Annotated in this window: 18 protein-coding genes; 8 read left to right on the top strand and 10 right to left on the bottom strand. The window is 63.5% G+C overall.

What is annotated here, in order from left to right:
* Positions 1-27 precede the first annotated feature (27 nt).
* The 5 genes from V1278_RS08350 to V1278_RS08330 all read right to left on the bottom strand — a co-directional run bounded on the left by V1278_RS08350 (position 28) and on the right by V1278_RS08330 (position 4,494).
* The gene (locus V1278_RS08350; protein ID WP_334364854.1) at positions 28-675 is read right to left on the bottom strand and encodes a flavin reductase family protein; all 648 of its coding nucleotides are present in this window, start codon (positions 673-675) and stop codon (positions 28-30) included.
* Positions 676-684: 9 nt separating this feature from the next.
* Entirely contained in the window at positions 685-1,596 is a 912-nt protein-coding gene (locus tag V1278_RS08345) for a fumarylacetoacetate hydrolase family protein (RefSeq protein ID WP_334364855.1), read from the bottom strand.
* Positions 1,597-1,703: 107 nt separating this feature from the next.
* Complete coding sequence (locus V1278_RS08340) at positions 1,704-2,831, bottom strand: cupin domain-containing protein (protein WP_334364856.1); 1,128 nt, start codon at positions 2,829-2,831, stop codon at positions 1,704-1,706.
* A gap of 51 nt (positions 2,832-2,882) precedes the next feature.
* Positions 2,883-3,278 carry a RidA family protein gene (locus V1278_RS08335; RefSeq protein WP_334380271.1) on the bottom strand — a complete coding sequence of 132 codons (396 nt, stop codon included), beginning with the start codon at positions 3,276-3,278 and terminating at the stop codon, positions 2,883-2,885.
* A gap of 40 nt (positions 3,279-3,318) precedes the next feature.
* Positions 3,319-4,494 carry an acyl-CoA dehydrogenase family protein gene (locus V1278_RS08330; RefSeq protein WP_334380270.1) on the bottom strand — a complete coding sequence of 392 codons (1,176 nt, stop codon included), beginning with the start codon at positions 4,492-4,494 and terminating at the stop codon, positions 3,319-3,321.
* 281 nt (positions 4,495-4,775) lie between these two features.
* Between V1278_RS08330 and V1278_RS08325 the strand changes: the two genes are divergently transcribed.
* The 7 genes from V1278_RS08325 to V1278_RS08295 are packed head-to-tail and all read left to right on the top strand — an operon-like array spanning position 4,776 to position 12,570.
* The gene (locus V1278_RS08325) at positions 4,776-6,938 is read left to right on the top strand and encodes an indolepyruvate ferredoxin oxidoreductase subunit alpha (RefSeq protein ID WP_334380269.1); all 2,163 of its coding nucleotides are present in this window, start codon (positions 4,776-4,778) and stop codon (positions 6,936-6,938) included.
* On the top strand, positions 6,935-8,479 hold the full coding sequence (locus tag V1278_RS08320; RefSeq protein ID WP_334380268.1) for an indolepyruvate oxidoreductase subunit beta family protein: 1,545 nt from the start codon (positions 6,935-6,937) through the stop codon (positions 8,477-8,479). Before V1278_RS08325 ends, V1278_RS08320 begins: the two co-directional genes overlap by 4 nt.
* 1 nt (position 8,480) lies before the next feature.
* A complete protein-coding gene (locus V1278_RS08315; RefSeq protein ID WP_334380267.1) occupies positions 8,481-9,443 on the top strand; it encodes a PDR/VanB family oxidoreductase in 963 nt (320 codons plus the stop codon).
* Positions 9,444-9,454: 11 nt separating this feature from the next.
* Positions 9,455-10,768, top strand: coding sequence for an aromatic ring-hydroxylating dioxygenase subunit alpha (locus V1278_RS08310; RefSeq protein ID WP_334380266.1), 1,314 nt, complete (start codon positions 9,455-9,457; stop codon positions 10,766-10,768).
* A gap of 1 nt (position 10,769) precedes the next feature.
* On the top strand, positions 10,770-11,282 hold the full coding sequence (locus tag V1278_RS08305; protein ID WP_334380265.1) for an aromatic-ring-hydroxylating dioxygenase subunit beta: 513 nt from the start codon (positions 10,770-10,772) through the stop codon (positions 11,280-11,282).
* 12 nt (positions 11,283-11,294) lie between these two features.
* Positions 11,295-12,023 (top strand): SDR family NAD(P)-dependent oxidoreductase, encoded by a 729-nt coding sequence (locus V1278_RS08300; RefSeq protein WP_442894620.1) that lies wholly within the window; start codon positions 11,295-11,297, stop codon positions 12,021-12,023.
* Between the two features lie 19 nt (positions 12,024-12,042).
* Positions 12,043-12,570 carry a MarR family winged helix-turn-helix transcriptional regulator gene (locus V1278_RS08295; protein WP_334380263.1) on the top strand — a complete coding sequence of 176 codons (528 nt, stop codon included), beginning with the start codon at positions 12,043-12,045 and terminating at the stop codon, positions 12,568-12,570.
* Positions 12,571-12,610: 40 nt separating this feature from the next.
* Here V1278_RS08295 and V1278_RS08290 read toward each other — a convergent pair whose 3' ends face one another.
* Positions 12,611-13,450: a dienelactone hydrolase family protein gene (locus tag V1278_RS08290; protein WP_334380262.1), complete on the bottom strand. Its 840-nt coding sequence runs from the start codon at positions 13,448-13,450 to the stop codon at positions 12,611-12,613.
* Between the two features lie 154 nt (positions 13,451-13,604).
* Between V1278_RS08290 and V1278_RS08285 the strand changes: the two genes are divergently transcribed.
* Complete coding sequence (locus tag V1278_RS08285; protein WP_334364866.1) at positions 13,605-14,534, top strand: GlxA family transcriptional regulator; 930 nt, start codon at positions 13,605-13,607, stop codon at positions 14,532-14,534.
* Positions 14,535-14,564: 30 nt separating this feature from the next.
* Here the strand turns inward: V1278_RS08285 and V1278_RS08280 are convergent, their stop codons facing one another.
* The 4 genes from V1278_RS08280 to V1278_RS08265 are packed head-to-tail and all read right to left on the bottom strand — an operon-like array spanning position 14,565 to position 18,910.
* Positions 14,565-15,983 (bottom strand): aldehyde dehydrogenase family protein, encoded by a 1,419-nt coding sequence (locus V1278_RS08280; protein ID WP_334380261.1) that lies wholly within the window; start codon positions 15,981-15,983, stop codon positions 14,565-14,567.
* A 44-nt stretch (positions 15,984-16,027) separates the two neighbouring features.
* Positions 16,028-16,789 (bottom strand): SDR family NAD(P)-dependent oxidoreductase, encoded by a 762-nt coding sequence (locus tag V1278_RS08275; protein ID WP_334380260.1) that lies wholly within the window; start codon positions 16,787-16,789, stop codon positions 16,028-16,030.
* 16 nt (positions 16,790-16,805) lie between these two features.
* Positions 16,806-17,777 (bottom strand): Bug family tripartite tricarboxylate transporter substrate binding protein, encoded by a 972-nt coding sequence (locus tag V1278_RS08270; protein WP_334380259.1) that lies wholly within the window; start codon positions 17,775-17,777, stop codon positions 16,806-16,808.
* 44 nt (positions 17,778-17,821) lie between these two features.
* Complete coding sequence (locus V1278_RS08265; protein ID WP_334380258.1) at positions 17,822-18,910, bottom strand: alpha/beta hydrolase; 1,089 nt, start codon at positions 18,908-18,910, stop codon at positions 17,822-17,824.
* Positions 18,911-18,922: the final 12 nt, after the last annotated feature.

The raw sequence follows: 18,922 nt of genomic DNA, 5'->3' as shown, positions 1-18,922 counted from the left end.
TCGTCGCCTCGCGTATCGGCAATCCTGTCACGCAGGCTCCGCCTTGACGTTCTTTTCCTGCCACGTCGCCCAGGTTGGTCGATCGATCTGGAACAGGTCGGTGGAGCGCGCATACCAGCCGCTGCCATGCATGCGGGCGATCAGCCGCAGCGCCTGCGTATCGATGTGGCAGCGCTCCCTGTCTAGGATCACTGCGTCGTCGATATGGGCGCGAACGATACGACCGATCACGGCCGTTTGTCGCGGTCCTGTCACCAGCGACGTGAGCACCCGGCACTCGAATGACACCGGCGATTCCGCGATACGCGGCGGGCGCACTGCCTGCGAAGCAGCCGGGGTCAGTCTGGCCAGCACCAGTTCATCGATTTCGGGCGGCGCGTCGATACACGTGATGTTCATGGCCTCGGCGTTGCGCTCGGCGACGAGATTGACGACGAATTCCCCGGTATCGAGGATATTCGCCGCCGTGTCCTTGAATCGCTGCGAACCCGCCAGCAGTCCGATCGCGACAGTGGGCGGCTCATGCCCCATCACGTTGAAGAAGCTGAACGGCGCGGCATTGATCACGCCGCTCGCGGAGAGCGTGGTGATCCAGGCGATCGGCCGCGGCGTCACCGTGGCCGTCAATATCTTGTAGCGGTTTTGCGCTTCCAGCGTCTCCATGTTGAAGATCATGCCGGCCTCTCAGATCGCCACCACCGGATGACGCAACCGGCCGATGCCCGTTACTTCGGCTTCCACCACATCGCCCGGCCACAGCCATTCCTGCGGAGCGCGGCCGGCGCCGACGCCCTCGGGCGTGCCCGTCGCGATGATGTCTCCCGGCTCCAGAGTCATGGCGGCCGAAATGTCGGCGATCAGGAGCGGCACCTTGAACAGCATGTGACGCGTGTTGGAGCGCTGCTTCTCGACGCCGTTCACCGTGAGCCACAGATCGAGTGCATGCGGGTCGGTGATTTCATCTGCCGTGACGATGCACGGCCCGAACGGCGCGTAGGTGTCCTGCCCCTTGGAGTAGATCCACTGGCCGGCACGGCGGTTGTCGCGGGCGCTGACGTCGATCATCACGCTGTAGCCGAACACGAAGCCGAGCGCGTCAGCTTCCGACACGCGCCGTGCGGTTCGCCCCATCACGACGGCGAGTTCAACTTCCCAGTCGAGCTGCTGCGTGATCGCCTTGTTGTGATGAATGGCCTCGTCCGGTCCGATGACGCTGGTCGGTGGCTTCGAAAAGATGATCGGCTGCTTGGGCAGATCTTTTGCGGTGTCGAGCGCGCGCGAGGATTCCGCGACGTGCTCGACATAATTCAGGCCGATGCCAAAAATGTTCTTCCGGGGACGCGGTATCGGCGCGAGCAGCCTGACGTTTGCGAGCGGCAACGCAGCGCCGACTGGCCAGTTATCCCTGCCTTCGTTCAGCATCTTCTTGAGCGCCGCCAAGGCCGGCGGTCCGAGATCGATGAAGTCGAGCATCGATGAGGGAAGAGAAACCCCGGTATGCTGGCCCAATTTCTCCACGTCCACGACGAGATCGCCGACAACCGCGCCGAGACGGGCGGCAGCTTCAACGGTGCTGCGATAGGTAACAAGACGCACGATGCCCTCCTATAGCGTTTTCAAGCGAAGTGGATACCGGTTCGCGTGAAGAAAACGCGTCAAACAAAAATCGAGAGCTTCGGTTCTGATTGATCAGAACCGAAGCTCTAGGGTACGAGCGGCTGGCGGCCGCCATTGTCGCCAAAAGCCTCTTCGCGATAGAGCCCGAGCGCGTGCATGACCGGCAGGTCGTTGAAGGTGAAGAGGCAGGCGTCCTCGCTGGCGGATGCGTTCACATGCTCATGCCAGGCCCAGGACGGAACGCAGAAGATATCCCGCTCCTTCCAGTCGAAGCGCTTGCCGTCGATGATCGAATGACCGCGCCCCTTGGCGACCTGATAGATAAAGCTGCCGGTGTGACGATGCGCGCGCGTGCTTTCGCCCGGCCGCAGCATCTGCATCGACGCGCCGATCGTCTGCATCACCGGACCGCCGGTCACCGGGTTGACGTAGTTCATGAGAACGCCGTCATAGGGCGAGCCGTCGGTCGCCTTGGCGTAACGCTCCAGCGCCTCGTAGGTCGGACCCCACTCATACTTCAGCAGCGGCGAATATCCCTTGGACCATTCGGCGCCCGCCGGGCGCAGGCCGGCATTGCCCCAGGTATGCGTCATGTCGTCGACGGGATAACCGACGCTCTGCTGCAGGTCGGGGTGGACCACATAGAAGTTGGCTTCGAGCGTGTTGACGAGGGGAATGTCGAGGCCGTCCTGCCAGATGCAGGGCGTGCCGTCGCTGGAGACGCCGTGCTCGTGCCAGGTGCCGTTCGGCGTCAGCACAAAGTCGTTGGCACCGAGCGTCATCTTGTGACCATCGACGATGGTATAGGCGCCCTCGCCTTCCATGATGAAGCGGAGCGCAGAGGCCGAATGGGCGTGGGCGGATGCGACCTCGCCCGGGTGCATCACCTGCAGGCCGGAATAGAGCCAGCCCACCGCGGCGGCGTGCTCGCGGCGTCCGGGATTGTTCAGATAGATGACGCGGCGCCCGGCCTTTTCGGGCGACACCAGTTCAACGGAACGCAGCACGTGCGCGCGGAGGTCCTCATAGCGCCACAGCACCGGAATGGAGGACGATTTGGGCTGCCACGGCTCGATCTTGTTCGCGACTGTCCAGAGTGCGCCCGCCTCCAGCCGTTCGAGCTCGTCATAGTAGGCGAGCAATTCAGGGGTGTCTTCGACATTGGCCCGCCCGGCCACATCTTCCCGGTGGTTTTCACGCGCTTTCGTTGCCATGTCGCCCTCCTGTGAGTTGGCGCCGCTTCCGGCGTCGCGTTGTCAATTCATCTAGTCGGGTATCATTGCGATCGCCTGGATTTCGACCTTGGCACGATCCTCGACCAGCCCAGATACCTGCAGCGCCGTCATGGCCGGAAAGTGCCGACCCATAACGTCGCGATAGGCCACGCCGATCTCCTTCAGGCGCGCCGAGTATTCCTTGCGATCGAGCAGGAACCAGGTCATCGACACTACATGCCCCGGCGCCGCGCCGCCGGCGCGCAAGACCGCGTCGACGTTCTTCAGGGTCTGGCCGATCTGATCCACCAGATCATCGGACTCGAACTTGCATTGCTCGTTCCAGCCGATCTGGCCAGCGACGAAGATCATCTTGCCGCGCGCGGCGATGCCGTTCGCGTACCCCCTCGGCTTGGCCCAACCGGGTGGTTGCAAGACCTCGAACATTTCATACTCCGTAGCAGGACGCGACTGAACGGCCGTTCGGCTAGACCGCCTTCAGGACGTCACGTCCGATGATGAGTTTCTGTACTTCGGTCGCGCCTTCATAGATGCGCAACGCGCGTATCTCGCGATAGAGTTGCTCAACGACTTCGCCGGAGCGCACGCCGCGGCCGCCGAACATCTGTACGGCGCGGTCGATCACCGCTTGCGCGGTTTCGGTGGCGACCATTTTGGCCATTGCCGCTTCACGGGTCGTGGAAGCTTTCTGCACGTCGCGCCGCCACGCCGCGCGGTAGGTGAGAAGCGCGCTGGCGTCGACGCCCGCGGCCATGTCGCCGAGGGCTGCCTGCGTCAATTGCTGGTCGCCCAGCACGCCACCGAACATCCTCCGTGACAGTGCATGCGCCACCGCCTCGTCGAGCGCGCGGCGGGCAAAACCCAGCGCGGCGGCCGCCACCGATGCGCGGAAGATATCGAGGGTGCGCATCGCGATCTTGAAACCTTCGCCCGGCGAACCCAACAGTCGCGCCGCCGGGATCCGGCAAGAATCAAAACGCAGCGTCGCCAGCGGATGCGGCGCCATCACATCGATACGGTCGGCGATCGAAAACCCGGGATCATCCGGCAGCACCACGAAGGCCGAGATGCCCCGCGCCCCCGATGCCTCGCCGGTTCGCGCAAACAGCGTATAGACGTCGGCAATGCCGCCGTTGGAAATCCAGGTCTTCTCGCCATCGAGGATGTAGTGGTCGCCTTCGCGGCGGGCGCTGCAGCCCATGGCAGCGACGTCGGAACCGGCCTCCTTCTCCGACAAGGCAAAGGCGGCAATCCATTCGCCACGCCGCGCCTTCGGCAGCACCAGCGCGCGCAATTCGGGCGATCCGGCAATCGCCACCGCACCGGTTCCAAGTCCCTGCATGGCAAATGCGAAATCGGCAAGCCCGCTGTGCCAGGCAAGCGTTTCGCGGGCGAGACAGATCAGCCGCGAATCGATCACCGCATCGGACCGATCGCCCGCGACCGATGCCTCCAGCAATCCGGCGGCGCCAAGCTGGCGTACCAGCGAACGGCAGGTTTCGTCGACGTCATGGCCATGCGTATCGCCAAGATCGGCTGCAAATGCGTCGAGCGCGGCGACGTATTCGCTGTGGCGGGAATCGAAAAACGGCCACGCGAGGTGTTCGCGCGACGGCCCGCGTAATGGCGAAACCGGAGTCATGTCAGTCTCCCGCAAAGGCCGGTTTTGCGCGCGCCCGCCAAGTGCAACGCGCGCCTCAATAATGTTTCATGGCTAAAATATCCTGTCAAGCGAACCGGCCGCCGATCGGAAGCCCGGCGCGTGTGCATGAAGCCTATGAAACAGGCTAGAAACTGCGCTCAAATGCGCGTGAAGCGTTTTGCGGCTTCAGAACTCGCGGGTTCGATTGACATCATTTTTGTTTGATGTCTAAAATTATATTAGGTCATCCGGAGTTCCGGGCGAGCCCTCAGGAGGCGAGCATGGCAGAACGCTCTTTCGCGCGCGAGGTGGAAGACCTGAAGCTCGGTGCCGGGCAGGAATTTCGCGGCGAAGGCATCCTCGCCATTACCAAGGCGTTGCTGGAATGCGGCGTCAGCTATGTCGCCGGTTACCAGGGCGCGCCGATCTCGCATCTGATGGACGTGTTGTCGGACGCGCAGGACATTCTTTCCGACCTCGGTGTGCATTTCGAATCCAGCGCCAGCGAGGCCACCGCCGCGGCAACGCTGGCTGCCTCCGTGATGTATCCGGTGCGTGGCGCGGTCACCTTCAAGGCGCCCGTCGGCATCAATGTCGCGTCTGACGCGCTCGCCAACCTCTCCTCGGGCGGTGTGACCGGCGGCGCGCTCATCATCATCGGCGAGGATTACGGTGAAGGCTCCTCCATCATGCAGGAGCGTTCGCATGCGTTCGCGATGAAGTCGCAGCTCTGGCTGGTCGATCCGCGGCCGAACGTGGCGTCGATCGTCAAGGCCGTGCACGATTCCTTCGAGCTGTCCGAGGCGTCGAATACACCCGTGATGCTGGAGGTGCGGATACGCGCCTGCCATGTGCATGGCCGCTTCGCTACCCGCGACAACGTCCGTCCCGCCTTTCCGCTGTCCCGCGCGCTCGAACAGCCGTCGCGCGACACCAACCGTATCGTGCTGCCGCCGGCCTCGTTCCTGCACGAGAAGGAGAAGGTCGAGCATCGCTGGCCCGCCGCGGTCGAATTCATCCACGCCCGCGGCATGAACGAGACCTTCGACGGCGACATCGACGATATCGGCATCATCATGCAGGGCGGCATGTACAACGGCGTCGTCACCGCGCTGCGCGAGGCCGGGCTTGCCGATATCTGGGGCGAGACACGCGTGCCGCTCTATGTGATGAACGTGACCTACCCGATCGTCGATCGCGAGGTAATCGACTTCTGCCGGGCTAAGAAGGCAGTGCTGATGGTTGAGGAGGGACAGCCCGAGTTCATCGAGCAGGCGTTGCACAAGATTCTGCGCAACGCGGACATTCCGGCCAAGCTGCACGGCAAGGACCTGTTCCCGATGGCCGGCGAATATACGGCACAAGTCATGGGCGAAGCGATCGGCGCTTTCATCCGCCGCTGGCGCCCGGATGCCTTGTCGGATGCCGCGCGCGCACCGAACATCGACCGCACCGAGGTCGATGAGAAAATCCGCGTGCTCGCCGACGTGGTGCCGCCGCGCCCGCCTGGCTTCTGCACCGGCTGTCCGGAGCGGCCGATCTTTTCCGCAATGAAACTGGTGGAGAAGGAACTCGGACCGCATCACATCGCCGCCGATATCGGCTGTCACTTGTTCTCGATCCTGCCGCCCTTCAATATCGGAGCCACCACGATGGGGTACGGGCTAGGCCCGGCCTCGGCCTCCGCCTTCAACGTACCTGCAGGCAAGCGGTCGATCTCGATGATGGGCGACGGCGGCTTCTGGCACAACGGGTTGACCAGCGGCGTCGGCAACGCCGTCTTCAACCAGCACGACGGCGTAATCGTCGTGGTCGACAATTACTATTCCGCCGCGACCGGCGGCCAGGACATCCCGTCCTCGCGCGCCGACAACCGTTCGCGTTCGACCAAGCACCCGATCGTCGAGGCGGTGAAGGGCGTCGGCGCCAAATGGGTGCGCCAGATCGACCGCACTTACGATGTTACGCGCATGCGCGACACGCTGCGCGAGGCGCTGACAACGGAGGAGAAGGGTCCGAAGATTATCGTCGCTTCGTCGGAGTGCATGCTGAACAAGCAGCGCCGCGTGAAACCGCTGGTGGCCGCTGCCGCCAAGCGCGGCGAGCGCATCGTGCGCGAGCGCTTCGGCGTCGATGAGGACGTATGTTCCGGCGACCACGCGTGCATCCGCCTCTCCGGCTGCCCCTCGCTGTCGGTGAAGCCGACCAGCGATCCCCTCAAGGACAATCCGGTCGCCGCCGTCGACAATAGTTGCGTCGGCTGCGGCCATTGCGGCGAGGTCGCGGACGCGGCCGTCTTGTGTCCCTCATTCTACCGCGCCGACATCGTATCCAATCCGACCCCGTTCGAAACGCGGCTCGACCGCCTCTGGCAACGAATGATCGGCGCTTTGCAGCGCTGGCGCGCCGGACGCCGCGTCACGTTCGAGCAGGAGGCGGCATGAACGTCTCGGTCGCGCCCTCCCCCATCGCGCTTAGTCAGGCTCGCCCGATCACCGTTGCGGTGCTGGCGATGGGCGGCCAGGGCGGCGGCGTGCTGGTGGACTGGATCGTGGCACTGGCCGAGCGGCGCGGCTGGTTCGCGCAATCCACCTCGGTGCCCGGCGTCGCCCAGCGCACCGGTGCCACGATCTATTATATCGAGATGATCGCGCCCGACACGAGCAGGCCGGATCGTCACCCCGTGCTGTCGCTGATGCCGGCACCCGGCAAGGTCGATATCGTGATCGGCGCCGAATTGATGGAAGCTGGCCGCGCCATCCTGCGCGGGCTGGTCTCGCCTGATCGCACGCTGTTGATCGGCTCCTCCCACCGCTCATTGGCCGTGATCGAGAAGACCGCGCCCGGCGACGGCACTGCCGACGCGGCGCAGGTCTATGAGGCGGCAAACGTTGCTGCCAACCGCTTCATCGCGTTCGACATGGCCGAGATCGCCGACGCCACCGGCAGCGTGGTGTCCTCGGTGCTGTTCGGCGCGCTCGCGGGCTCCGGCGCTCTGCCCTTTGCCACCGAGGATTTTGAAGCCACGATCCGGGCCGCGGGGGTCGGTGTCGATGCCAGCCTGCGCGCCTTCGCCGCCGGCCGCGAACGGGCGGTGGCCATGGTCAAGCAGGATCCCAAGATCAAGCCTGTGGCGAAGCCGCCGCTCGCAAAGCATTTTCCGCGCCTCGACGCAATCGGCCACGCCGGCTATGACGCGCTGGTCGCGCGAGCGCGGCAGTTGCCGCCGGAGGTGCATGGCATCGTCGCCGCCGGCTTGCAGCGCGTGGTAGACTATCAGGACGTCGCATACGGCAGTGAATATCTCGACCGGCTCGAAGCGATGCCGCGCGAGGCGACCGGCCTGCTGCAGGCTTTTGCAAAGTATCTCGCGGTCGCAATGGCCTATGACGACGTGATTCGTGTGGCCGATCTGAAGACACGAGCGGGACGATTCGACCGGGTCCGCCGCGAGGTCCGCGCCGGCGACGACCAGATTGTCGCGATCACCGAGTTCTTCCATCCGCGGATCGAGGAAATGGCGGGGCTCCTGCCACCAGTTCTCGGCGAAAAAGTCGAGCGTAGCCAGTGGCTGGCCCGGCTGATCGATCGTGGACGTAAACTGCGCACGACCGCGCCGTCGTCGTTCCTGTTGCTGTACGGCGTGGCCGGACTGCGGCGCTTGCGACGGCGCACGCTGCGGCACGCGCGCGAGATGCGCCATCTCGAGGAGTGGGTGCAGCGCGTCCGAAAATTCGCCGGGACCGATCCCGCGCTTGCGACGGCCGTATGTGAGGCTCGCCGTCTCGTCGGCGGCTACTCGGACACACATTCGCGCGGTGAATCGAAGTTCGACAAGGTCATGCTTGCGTCCGAGCGCCTGGCGGGCCGGCTGGATGCCGCCGAATGGGTGCAGCGGCTGACCAAGGTGGCGCTGAAGGACGCCGATGGCGACGAACTCGACGGCGCCTTGCGCACCGTCGAGACACTGTTCGAAGGCGCCTAGGATGGATCAATTCGAAGTCGTAGTGTCGAAGGCCGAGGCGCTCACGTCGCGCATTCGCGAATTCGTGCTGACGCGCGTCAACGGTGCGCCGATGCCGGGCTGGTCCGCCGGCGCCCATATCGACATCCACCTGCCTGATGTTGGCCGTCGCTCCTATTCGCTGATCGAAACGGCGTCGCCGCGCGCGGCCGAACATCCGACCGCCTATCGCATCGCCGTGCTGCAGGAAAGCAAGAGCCACGGCGGCTCCAGCTTTATGCACGGCCTCAAGACCGGCGATCGCCTGACGATCTCGCCACCGGCGAACAATTTTCCGCTTCGAGCCGGTGCGGGAGAAGTGGCACTTGTCGCGGGCGGCATCGGCGTAACGCCGCTGCTCACGATGGCCTGCGAATTGAACGCGGCGAAGCGGCCGTTCTCGTTCTACTATGCCGGCCGCAGCCGCGGCGAACTCGCCTTTCTCGGCGACATCGAGCGGCTGGCTAGCGCCGGAGCGACCATCCACGCCGACGACGAAGCCGGTCGCTTCTTCGACCTCGAGGGCTTGATGAGCCGGCTCGCCCCCGATGTGCCGCTTTACCTCTGCGGACCGCTGCCGATGATCGAGGCAGCCATCGCGCTGGCGAAGCGGATGGACTGGCCGCAAGGGCGGCTGCATTTCGAAATTTTCACCGCGCCCGAAGAGAAGTCCGGGGACTCCGCCTTCGAGGTCGAACTCAGGAACAGCGGACGCGTCTATGAGATTCCCGCCGGCAAGACCATCCTCGACGTGCTGATCGAGGCCGGCGAAGACCCAATGCATGACTGTAAGCGCGGCGATTGCGGCATCTGCCAGACCACGGTGATCGCGGGCATTCCCGATCATCGCGACTACATCTTGAGCGACAGCGAGAAGGCCTCGAACAAGGTGATGCAGATCTGTATTTCGCGCGCGAAGACCAAGCGACTCGTGCTCGACCTGTGATGGAGAAACGCATGACCCGATATGCCGGCAATGTCGCGGCCATTCGCGACCTGGTCCGCGACCAGGAAGTTCACCGCGACGTCTATGTCAGCGAGGAAGTGTTCCAGCTCGAGATGGAGCACATGTTTCCGAATAGCTGGGTCTATGTCGGCCATGACAGCCAGGTCCCCAATCCCGGCGATTATTTTGGCACCACGATCGGCACGCAGCCGATCCTGCTGGTCCGCCACACTGACGGGACGGTAAAGGTGCTGCACAACCGCTGCCCGCATAAGGGCACGCGCATCACGTCCGAGACCTGCGGTAATGCCGGAAAGTTCTTCCGCTGCCCCTATCATGCCTGGAGCTTCAGGACCGACGGCTCGCTGCTCGCGATTCCCCTGAAGAAGGGCTACGACAATACCGGCTTCGAACAGAGCCATGCGGCGAGCGGAATGGCTCCGGTGCGCCATGTCCGCAACTACCGCGGCTTCGTATTTGCCAAGATCAATGACGGCGGCCTCGATTTCGAGGAGTTCTTCGGTGAAAGCCTATCGAGCTTCGACAACATGATCGACCGTTCGCCGGTGGGCCAGCTCAAGGTCGCCGGCGGCGTGCTGCGTTACATGCACAATTGCAATTGGAAGATGCTGGTGGAAAACCAGACCGACACCTGCCATCCGATGGTCGCGCATGAGTCCTCCGCCGGGACTGTGGTCGAAGTCTGGAAGAAGGCGCCGCCCGGCACCAAGAAGCCGATGGCGGTCGAGATCATCGCTCCCTTCATGAGTCCGTACGAGTTCTTCGAAAATATGGGCATCCGGATCTGGGACAATGGCCACGGCCACACCGGCGTGCACCACTCGATCCATTCCGACTATTCGGCGGTATCAGGCTATTTCGACAAGATGAAAGCGGCCTATGGCGAAGAACGCGCCAAGGCGATCCTCGGCGAGAACCGGCACAACACGGTCTATTTCCCCAACATCATGATCAAGGGGCCGATCCAGTTATTGCGGCACTTCAAGCCGATCGCGGCCAACAAGACGCTGGTCGAATCCTGGACGTTCCAGCTCGTCGATGCGCCCGACATGCTGCTCGAGCGCACGCTGATGTACAACCGGCTGATCAACGCGCCGACCTCGATCGTCGGCCATGATGATCTCGAAATGTATGAACGCGCGCAGGAGGGCCTGCACTCGAACGGCAATGAGTGGGTGAACCTCCAGCGCCTCTACAGCCCCGACGAAGCCGGGCAGACCAACGTAGCAGTCAACGGCACCAGCGAGTGGCCGATGCGCCACCAGTTCCGTGCGTGGACCAAGTTCATGACGATGGGGATGTAACATGAGCATGGTCACTGAGGCTCAAGTGAAGAATGCGATTCCCACCGATCAAGAACTGATCGACTTCTTGGTTCGCGAGGCGCGGCTGATCGATCAGCAGCGTTTCGACGAATGGCTCGATCTCTACGCTGACGACGCTTTCTACTGGATGCCGCTGGAATGGAATCAAACTGATCCGCGGCTGACCTGCTCGCTGATGTATGAGGACAAGCTGTTGCTCTCGATCCGGGTCGAACGGCTCAAGGGCGCGCGGACGTTCAGCCAGAAGCCGAAAAGCCGCTGCCATCATGTGCTGCAGACGCCGCAGGTGGATTCGCGCGATCCTGCCGCCAACAACTATGTCACCTGGACCCCGATGCATTACATCGAGACCCGCATGGACGAGCAGACACTCTATGCGGCCTGGGCCACGCACCATCTCAGCGTCGAGAACGGCAGGCTGAAGATCAAGCTCAAGCGTGTCGACCTGATAAATTGCGATGCTGCCTTCGGCAACATCCAACTCTTCATGTGAGGGAGGATGAACGTGGTCCACCACACGGCGATCGTGAGCGGCGGTAATACCGGCATTGGCGCTGCGATCGCGCGCGGCCTGCTCGCCGAGGGCTATGACGTGATCTCGCTGTCGCGGCGCAAGCCGGACTGGAGCCATCCCAAACTCTCCTCGCGCGAGGTCGACCTGCTCGATGCGACGGCAACGCGCCAGGCGGCGACGGAAATCGCCGCGAGTTTTGCGATCACCCATGTCGTGCACAATGCCGGCGCTATTCGGCCTAAGCCTCTGGAAGAGGTTGACGACGAGGACGTCGGCGCCTTGGCGCAGCTCCATTTCGGCGCCGGGATTGCGCTGGCGCAAGCGGCGTTACCCAACATGAAGAAAGCCCGCTTCGGCCGCATCGTGCTATTGTCCTCCCGCGCCGCGCTCGGCGCCGCCACACGCACGGTCTATTCGGCCACCAAGGCCGGCATCATCGGCATGGCACGAACCTGGGCACTCGAGCTTGCTCCCTTCGGAATCACCGTCAATGTCGTCGCGCCGGGCCCGATCGGCGATACCGAGATGTTCGAGAGCGTGATGTCGCCGGAATCCGAACGCGCGAAAAAGCTCGCGCAATCGATCCCGCTCGGCCGACTCGGCAAATCCACCGACGTCGCCCGCGCGGTCAGTTTCTTCAGTTCACCGGATGCCGACTTCATCACCGGGCAGACGCTCTATGTCTGCGGCGGAGCCAGCATCGGGTCGATTTCCATCTAGCTTGGAGTGAGTTCCAGCCATGGACGCCACGGTCAAACGAAAGGCTCGATCCGCCAAGGGCGCGCGCATGCAACCGCTGCGCCCAGGCGAGCCAGCGCACGAATCCGACGGCGCGCATCTCGAATTGCGCATCTGGCTGCGGCTGCTTGCCTGCTCCACCCGGATCGAGAAGGCGCTGAACGCACGGCTGCGCAAGGAGTTCAACACCACGCTGGCCCGCTTCGACCTTTTGGCGCAGCTCGCGCGCAAACCTGCAGGCGCGACCATGTCCGAAGTCTCCGAGCTCCTGATGGTCTCGAACGGTGCCATCACCGCGCTCGTGCAGAAGCTGGAAGCCGATGGCTTTATCCATCGAGAAGTCGATTCCGAAGACCGCCGTACCTTCCGCCTGCGCCTGTCACAGGACGGCGCAAAGGAGTTCGCCCGGATGGCACGCCGGCACGAGGAATGGGTGATCGCCCTGATCGGCGAGCTGTCGCCGGTCGCACAGTCGGACCTGCTGCAACATTTGACGCTGCTCAAGCGTCGCCTCGACAAGCACGCCTGACGCAGATATCGGGCGGCGTCGCCGCAAGCGACTTGAAGCGCTATGAGCCGCGACTGCTTCGCGAAGGCACGAGCCGATGCCTGAAGAACGCCAGGATTTCGTCGCGGGCGGCGATCGTCGGCTGGCCGGCCTCGTCGATCAGGTGCGCGGTGACGACGCTGTGCGGGGTCGTCACGTGACGCGCGAAGAACGGCGCAAGATCGGTATTCGCCGCGCTGTCCGGCAGCACCCGCCCGATGAATCTGTCGCCGAGCGCTTCCACATAGGTCGCGAAGCGTTGCGCCATGCAGAACTTGTCGCCTGCGAAGCGATAGGCCATCACCGTAAGATCTTCCCGCTCCATCCGTTCGCGAACGGCCCTGACTTCGTCCGGGGCGATTTCGATGCCTGCCGGATCGTTCAGCGGCAGCGACGGCTGCGAAAGCACCGGCGCCAGCATCGACGGTTCGAGCATCATGGTCAGCGCAAAGTTTCCCGTAAAGCACATCCCAATGGCGCCGACGCCGGGACCGCCGCACTCGCCATGCGCCAAACGCGCCAGCGACCGCAGCCACTTTGTCACCGGGCTGGACTGGTTTGAGGACAAGGCGCGAAACTCGGCGCTTACACAGGCGCGCTGGAAGATCGCGGCGCCCTCCTCCGCGCCTGGAACGGCACCGTCGCGGCCGAACAGCGACGGCATGTAGACGGTGAAGCCGGCGTCGCGGACCCAGCGCGCAAACCGCGCGACATGTGGGCTGATTCCCGGCATCTCCGTCATCACGATGACGGCCGGCCCCGTGCCGGCCACGTAGACGATCTTGGTGACGCCATCGAGCGCGATGTCGCGGCGCGTGAAGTCCTCAAGTGGATCGTCCTGCTTCATGGACCGTTTCGGCATCGGCGCAATTCCCTTTGTCGATCAATGGACGCTCAGGCAGGAGCCGCGGCGCAGCGGCCGAGGATTCCTACAAACGCCATTCTCGTGACTATCGTTGCGATTTCGGAGCGATCGGGCTAGTGTCAGAAATGACATTTATCGGGCATTTTTTGACATGACCAAAGTCGCGGTTGTCGAGATCGAGGGGTGCATGGCCTCGAGCGCGGCCATCACGCACGACGTATTGGCGACCGCGAATCGGATCAGCGCGGCGAAACGCGTTCTGCCATTCAAGGTGACGACGGTGCGTTGCGGGTCCCGCCGAAGCAGCGCCGATCTGCGCGGAATCGAGCTTGTCATCGTTCCGGGGCTTGGCACTGCGTCGGCAGACGAGCTGGAGACGAAGTTGAAGAGCCCCGCGTGCCGGCGCGCGGGCGACATGATGACCCGGGCGCACGCGACCGGAGCCATGCTAGCTGCGTCCTGCGCCAGCACCTTTTTGTTGGCAGAGGCGGGCCTGCTCGACGGTCGGCGGGCGACCACGACATGGTGGCTCGCGCCGCTGTTCCGGCAGCGCTATCCCCAAGTCGAGCTCATGACGGAGCAGATGGTCGTCGCCGATTGGCCGATCGCGACCGCTGGCGCGGCCATGGCGCAGATGGACCTGATGCTCGCGATCGTCAGCCGATTTGCCGGACCAGGCCTGGCGAAAGCCTGCGCCAACTATCTCCTGCTGGATGAGCGTCGCTCCCAGGCGCCATTCATGGCGATTGCTTATCTGGCAGGCCAGGATCCCAGGATTGCCAAGGCCGAGAAGTGGGTGCGCGACAACATCGCGCGTGACTTTGCGATCGAGGAGCTGGCCGCAGCCGTCGCGCTGGCACCGCGGACATTTGCCCGGCGAATTGCGGCGACCTGCGGCATATCACCGATTCAGTTCGTGCAGCGGATCAGGCTGGAGACCGCGCGCTTCCTGCTTGAGACCACGCGCCTGTCGGTCGAGCAGATCGCGCGGCAGGTCGGATATGCGGAGCCTTCCACGCTTCGCCGGCTGATCCGGCGCGATACGAAACATCCGCCCGGACATTTCCGCCCTGTCGCTTGAGCGTCTCCCTCGCCTGCGACGTCGCCAGTCTCAGTGGCCCAGTATCGCCTTTACCTCGAGATATTCTTCAAATCCGAAGATTCCGAATTCGCGCCCATTGCCGGACTGCTTGTAGCCGCCAAACGGCAGGCTGCGGTCGAACGGAGCACCGTTGAGGTAGACGCGCCCTGCGCGGATGCGGTTGGCGACGGTGCGAGCGCGGTCCACATTCCTCGACTGCACGAAGCCCGCTAAGCCGAACGGCGTATCATTGGCGATTTCGATCGCCTCGTCCTCGCTATCATAGCTCATGATCGACAGCACCGGGCCGAAGATCTCCTCACGCGCAATCTTCATCTGCGGCGTCACGTCGCCGAAGACGGTCGGACGAACATAGTATCCGCGGTTGATTTCGGCAGGCCGACCCGTTCCGCCCGCCACCAGCCTCGCCCCCTCATCAACGCCGGACTGAATAAGATCCTGAACCTTCTGAAACTGCGCCCGGCTCACCAGTGGCCCCATCGTCGATGCCGGATCGAGCGGGTCTCCCAGGCGAATGCTGTCGACCGCCTCGCGCGCCGCCTCGAATGCCGCATCCCGCTGCGCACGCGGGATCAGCATGCGCGTGGGAGACTGGCAGTTCTGCCCGGCATTGGTGTAACAGGCGTGAACGCCCTGGATCACAGCCGCTTTCAGATCGGCATCGGCAAGGATGATGTTGGCGGACTTGCCGCCCAGCTCCTGCGCGACGCGCTTGACCGTATCCGCCGCAAGCTTGGCCACCCTTACGCCAGCCGCCGTCGATCCGGTGAACGACACCATGTCGATGTCGGGATGGGCGGCGATCGCCTCGCCCACTGTGGGACCGTCGCCGTTGACGAGATTGAAGACGCCCGCCGGCACGCCAGCGGCGTCGACGATCTCGGCGAACAGCATCGCGCTGAGCGGCGCGATCTCGCTGGGTTTCAGGACGACCGTGCAGCCGGTTGCGAGCGCCGGCGCGACCTTGGAGGCCACCTGGTTCAGCGGCCAGTTCCACGGCGTGATCAGTCCACAGACACCGATCGGTTCGCGGCGGATGATCCCGTTCCCCATCCGCTCCTCGAACGTGTAGTTCGCAAGCACGCGCGCGGCTTCCTCGAAATGAAACAGCGCGACGGTTGCCTGACGCTCGGTCGCAAACGTGATCGGCGCGCCCATTTCGAGGGTCATCATCCGCGCCAGTTCCGGCAGGCGCGTTCTAAAACCCTCGATGATCTTCTGAAGCCAGGACAGACGCTCTTCGACGCTGGTTTCGGAATAGGTCGCGAACGCGCGGCGGGCGGCCTTGGCGGCCCGATCCACATCCGGAGGGCAGCCCAGGCTGATCTGCGCGAAGATCTCCTCCGTCGCAGGATTGACGATTCCAAGCGTTGACGGCGCTGCCGGATCCACCCAGGCGCCGTCAATATAGAATTTCAGTTTTTCCATTGTTCTCTTTTCATGATGTCCGCACGGCGACCGGCGTTGCTCCGTCAGAGGTGCCTGCCCTCATCCACCGGCACCACAATTCCCGTCGAACTGGTGAGGTTGACGATGCAGGCAACTACCGCCCTTGCGACATCGTCGGGTGTGGTGACGTGGGCCAGCGGCAATCTTTCGGCGGTCTTCCGCAACTGTTCACGGGTCCGGCCGGCGACAAAATCCGTATCCACGCCGGCTGGCGAGACGGAGAAGACGCGGATCCGCGGCGCAAGCACCTTCGCGAGCGCGATCGTCAGCGCGTCGACACCCGCCTTTGCAGCCAGATAGGCCAGGCTGCTGCCCAGACCCGTACGAGCCGCGATGGACGAGATGTTCACGATCACTGACCCGCTGCCGCGCTCCAGCAAGGAACGGAAGGCGCGAACCATGGCGAATGGCCCGCGCAGATTGAGCGTAACGGTCCGGTCGAAGATATCGTTCGTCAACGCTTCCAGATCAGCGGCGGGCACGGGCGTCGTGGCGCCCCCACAATTGACCAACGCATCGAGCCGCCCGTACTGCTTGTCCACGGCCGCCGCGGCCTCGGAGATGGAAGTCGGATCGTCGATCGCGGTCCGCATGGCGACGTGCCGGCTGCCTTGCAGCCCATCGATCACTTCTTCGGCCAGTGAATGGCGGCTGTTGTAGCCGACCACGACAGCAGACCCCATGGCGGCAAGGCGCGCCGCCGTCGCCTTGCCGATGCCGCTGTTACCGCCTGTGACGAGGACAACCTTCGGGATCGACAGCGCAGGAATTTCAATAGCAGTCATCTATGGCGATCTCGCTTTACTGCATCGCGATCTTTGCAGCCTCGATCACGGGCCGCCATTTGTCGCGTTCGCCATCGATGAACGCCTTGAGGTCTTGCGGCGCGCCTCCGACGCCTTGCAGCGAATTTTGTTCGAGGATGGTCTTGCCCTTGTCGCTTTTCAGAAAGGCATTCACCGCCTTATTAACCTTCATCACGATCTCAGGCGGTGTACCGGTTGGAGCCACGATCGCGTACCATGCGGTCGCCTCAAATCCCTTGAATCCCGCCTCCTGCACGGTTGGTACATCGGGCAATTGCGCTACGCGCTGGCTCGTTGTCACTGCAAGCGCGCGGATCTTGCGGTCGGCTAGCAGCGGCAGATAGGTCGGCATGAAATCCATGGCGACGTTGACTTGCCCGCCCAGCAGGTCCGTGATCAGCGGCGCGGACCCGCGATAAGGTACATGTGTCATCTCGACGCCGGCAAACTGCTGGATCAGCGCCGAGGTAATGTGTCCGAGCGTGCCGTTGCCGGGATGGCCGACATTGACCTTGCCCGGGTTCTGTTTGGCATAGGCGATCAGGTCGGGAAGCGTCTTCGCTGGAAAGTCTGACGTCGCCGTGATGATCATTGGAGACTTGGCGACGAGCACAACCGGCGTGAAATCTCGCTCGGAGTCGTAAGCTAGGCCCTTGTACATGAGCTTGTTGAGTGCGATCGGCGCTGGCGTCCCGAACAGCCAGGTATGGCCATCTGCAGCCGCTTTGGCGACAGCCGCCCCACCGAGATTACCGCCTGCCCCCGCACGGTTTTCGACGATGAACTGCTTGCCAAAGTCTTCGCTCAGCGCATGAGCGACGGCGCGCGCCAAGGTGTCAACGGCGGCGCCAGCCGGGAACGGTACGATCATGGTGACCGGCCGGCTCGGCCACTCCTGCGCGGCAGCGGGCTGACATGGCGCAATGGCAACTGCAAGACCTATGAGGCCGAAAGAGAGCGGACGCATGTTTCCTCCCGAGCTGTGCGCAGGTCCTGCGTGGGCACCAGCGCTTATTCTTCAGCAAACTTGTCCAGGCCCTTGCGGCCCAGCCATTTGGACAGTTCGTCCGCAACGGCTTCATTGTTGAGATCGGCAAAGGCGATGTGCGTGTTGCCGCGCAGACCCGCATCGGGAAGCAGCAGAACTTCGCAATCTCCGCCGTGACGATTGACGATATCGCAGAAGGTCCGTGCCACCTTGACCGAGGCGGCCCAGATCGGACGCGTCTCGGTGTAGTCGCCGAATACCATCTGGATCGGAAACTTGGTCAGCTTCTTGAACTCGACGAGCGGCACGGAATTGGGACCGTACGGCGCATCCGGCTTCGGCTGGGGCCCCTCGCCCACCGGGAAGACGAAGCCAGGCGTTTCGTAAGCGACGATGCCCTTCATGTTGTCGCTCTTTGCCTTGAGCGCCGACAACAGCGCGCGCCAGCCGCCCGCGGAGTTGGTGACGGCAACCACGGGCCCGATCTTGTCGATCGCCTGGCCGCCGGCCTCCGCCTGCAACAGGGCATTCTCGAGCGTATCGAACTCGTCGTAACGGGCGCGCGTTGCCTGATTCCAGGCTTCCTTGTCGGCCGTCGGAAACTGCAGGCCCGGATGCCAATTGAGATAGGTCAGGCCGAAACGCCAGGCGGCAAAGTTGCGCTGATCGAAATAATCCGGCGTGTAGGTGATCGGCTCGCAACTCCAGTTCGCGCGACCGACGCGCGGGCCGTCCCACAGATAAACAGGATAGCCCTTGCGCAAAAAGATACTCTTGTAGCCTTCGCCGCCGTCCCAGCGGTTCTCCCACACCTTGGTGCTGGAGCTGTGCCACATGATCAGGCCTACGCTGCGCCTTTTCGCGGGGATGAAGTATTCGACATAACCATGGTCGCAGGAGAGTGTCTGGCTGGGATCGCCGGGCTTGGCAACGACCTTGCCGCCCACTTCATACGCGCCCGTCGATTCCAGGATGATCGGCGGCTTCGGCGGCTTGCGCTGCTCTTCCGCGGCTGCGGTATGACTTGTTCCCATGAACAGCAATGCCGCCACGAATGGCATGGCTCGCGCCCCGATGCGGTCTATCAGCGCGTCACCGTCTACCCGTTCCATGCTGACTTCCTC

The organism is Bradyrhizobium sp. AZCC 1577 (assembly GCF_036924575.1).
In the GTDB taxonomy this organism is placed as follows: domain Bacteria; phylum Pseudomonadota; class Alphaproteobacteria; order Rhizobiales; family Xanthobacteraceae; genus Bradyrhizobium.
This window is presented reverse-complemented; position numbering and strand designations above follow the sequence as displayed.

Coding starts and splice junctions, on each gene's coding strand:
- V1278_RS08350 (WP_334364854.1), bottom strand. CDS start 675: ATGATCTTCAACATGGAGACGCTGGAAGCGCAAAACCGCTACAAGATA.
- V1278_RS08340 (WP_334364856.1), bottom strand. CDS start 2,831: ATGGCAACGAAAGCGCGTGAAAACCACCGGGAAGATGTGGCCGGGCGG.
- V1278_RS08335 (WP_334380271.1), bottom strand. CDS start 3,278: ATGTTCGAGGTCTTGCAACCACCCGGTTGGGCCAAGCCGAGGGGGTAC.
- V1278_RS08330 (WP_334380270.1), bottom strand. CDS start 4,494: ATGACTCCGGTTTCGCCATTACGCGGGCCGTCGCGCGAACACCTCGCG.
- V1278_RS08325 (WP_334380269.1), top strand. CDS start 4,776: ATGGCAGAACGCTCTTTCGCGCGCGAGGTGGAAGACCTGAAGCTCGGT.
- V1278_RS08320 (WP_334380268.1), top strand. CDS start 6,935: ATGAACGTCTCGGTCGCGCCCTCCCCCATCGCGCTTAGTCAGGCTCGC.
- V1278_RS08315 (WP_334380267.1), top strand. CDS start 8,481: ATGGATCAATTCGAAGTCGTAGTGTCGAAGGCCGAGGCGCTCACGTCG.
- V1278_RS08310 (WP_334380266.1), top strand. CDS start 9,455: ATGACCCGATATGCCGGCAATGTCGCGGCCATTCGCGACCTGGTCCGC.
- V1278_RS08305 (WP_334380265.1), top strand. CDS start 10,770: ATGAGCATGGTCACTGAGGCTCAAGTGAAGAATGCGATTCCCACCGAT.
- V1278_RS08295 (WP_334380263.1), top strand. CDS start 12,043: ATGGACGCCACGGTCAAACGAAAGGCTCGATCCGCCAAGGGCGCGCGC.
- V1278_RS08290 (WP_334380262.1), bottom strand. CDS start 13,450: ATGCCGAAACGGTCCATGAAGCAGGACGATCCACTTGAGGACTTCACG.
- V1278_RS08285 (WP_334364866.1), top strand. CDS start 13,605: ATGACCAAAGTCGCGGTTGTCGAGATCGAGGGGTGCATGGCCTCGAGC.
- V1278_RS08280 (WP_334380261.1), bottom strand. CDS start 15,983: ATGGAAAAACTGAAATTCTATATTGACGGCGCCTGGGTGGATCCGGCA.
- V1278_RS08275 (WP_334380260.1), bottom strand. CDS start 16,789: ATGACTGCTATTGAAATTCCTGCGCTGTCGATCCCGAAGGTTGTCCTC.
- V1278_RS08270 (WP_334380259.1), bottom strand. CDS start 17,777: ATGCGTCCGCTCTCTTTCGGCCTCATAGGTCTTGCAGTTGCCATTGCG.
- V1278_RS08265 (WP_334380258.1), bottom strand. CDS start 18,910: ATGGAACGGGTAGACGGTGACGCGCTGATAGACCGCATCGGGGCGCGA.